Origin of the sequence: Cupriavidus sp. WS (assembly GCF_000395345.1) — a bacterium.
Lineage (GTDB): Bacteria > Pseudomonadota > Gammaproteobacteria > Burkholderiales > Burkholderiaceae > Cupriavidus > Cupriavidus basilensis_B.
Map to the genome: position 1 here is coordinate 1 of NZ_AQPL01000435.1, position 1,047 is coordinate 1,047.

The 1,047-nt window shown below is 69.1% G+C and carries 2 protein-coding genes; both read left to right on the top strand.

Annotated features, from left to right (window positions below; genetic code table 11):
• The coding region (locus K206_RS39695; protein ID WP_020206028.1) for a metallophosphoesterase at positions 1-589 on the top strand (589 nt) is incomplete at its 5' end.
• 43 nt (positions 590-632) lie between these two features.
• Positions 633-1,004 carry a cupredoxin domain-containing protein gene (locus K206_RS0130010; RefSeq protein ID WP_020206029.1) on the top strand — a complete coding sequence of 124 codons (372 nt, stop codon included), beginning with the start codon at positions 633-635 and terminating at the stop codon, positions 1,002-1,004.
• The last annotated feature ends 43 nt before the right edge of the window (positions 1,005-1,047 follow it).

Below are 1,047 nucleotides of genomic sequence, written 5' to 3' on the forward strand. Positions count from 1 at the left end.
GCGCGAGTTCCAGGCCATCGTCGCCGGGCTCAAGGTGCCGGTGGTGCACCTGATGCCGGGCGAGCACGACGCCAGCCTCGACCAGGGCGCCGCCTACCAGGAACTGTTCGGCCCCACGCACTACGTGTTCGACCACAAAGGCATGCACTTCATCGTGCTCGACAACGTCTCCGACCCCGCCGGCCGCGTCGGCGAGGCCCAGCTCGGCTGGCTCGCCGACGACCTCGCGCGCCAGCCGCGCGACGCGCGCATCGTGGTGTTCACCCACCGCCCGCTGTTCGATCTCTACCCGCAATGGGACTGGGCCACGCGCGACGGCGCGCAGGTGATCGAGCGCCTGATGCCCTACGCCAACGTCACGGTGTTCTACGGCCACATCCACCAGGAGCACCACCACATGACCGGCCACATCGCCCACCACGCGGCGCGCTCGCTGATGTTCCCGCTGCCCGCCGCCGGCTCCCAGCCCCAGCGCCAGCCGGTGCCGTGGGACCCGGCCCGGCCCTACCAGGGCCTCGGCTGGCGCGAAGTGCAGGCCGGCCGGCCCGGCGGCGAGTTCGACATCGACGAAAAGCCGGTGGCCGGCTGAACGGCATCAGCCACGGCAACGCACGGACGCGAGGAGTCCCGCCATGACGAAGACAGAAACGAAACCCGGCCGCCGGCGCGCGCTGCGCTGCCTGCTGGCGCTGGCGGCGGGCACGCCGCTGTTGCACGGCACCGCCGCCGCGCCGCGCGTGATCAAGGTGCATGCGCGCAAGTTCATCTTCACGCCCGACCGCATCTCACTGCGCGTGGGCGAGCCGGTGGTGTTCGAACTGACCGCGCAGGATGTGGTGATGGGGTTCAGCGTGCCGGATCTGGGGATCCGGGCCGATCTGCCGCCGGGGCAGGTGGTGAGGCTGGCGGCCACGCCCGCCAGGGCGGGGACGTTTGGGTTTTTATGCGATATTTTTTGTGGGTCGGGGCATGAGACTATGAATGGGGTGATTGAGGTTATGTGAGGTTTTTTTTGGGGCTTGTGTGTTTGTGGGCCTTGAGGCTCGG

Bases quoted from the DNA above. Each gene is read 5' to 3' on its own strand.
- K206_RS0130010 (WP_020206029.1), top strand. From the start codon at position 633: ATGACGAAGACAGAAACGAAACCCGGCCGCCGGCGCGCGCTGCGCTGC.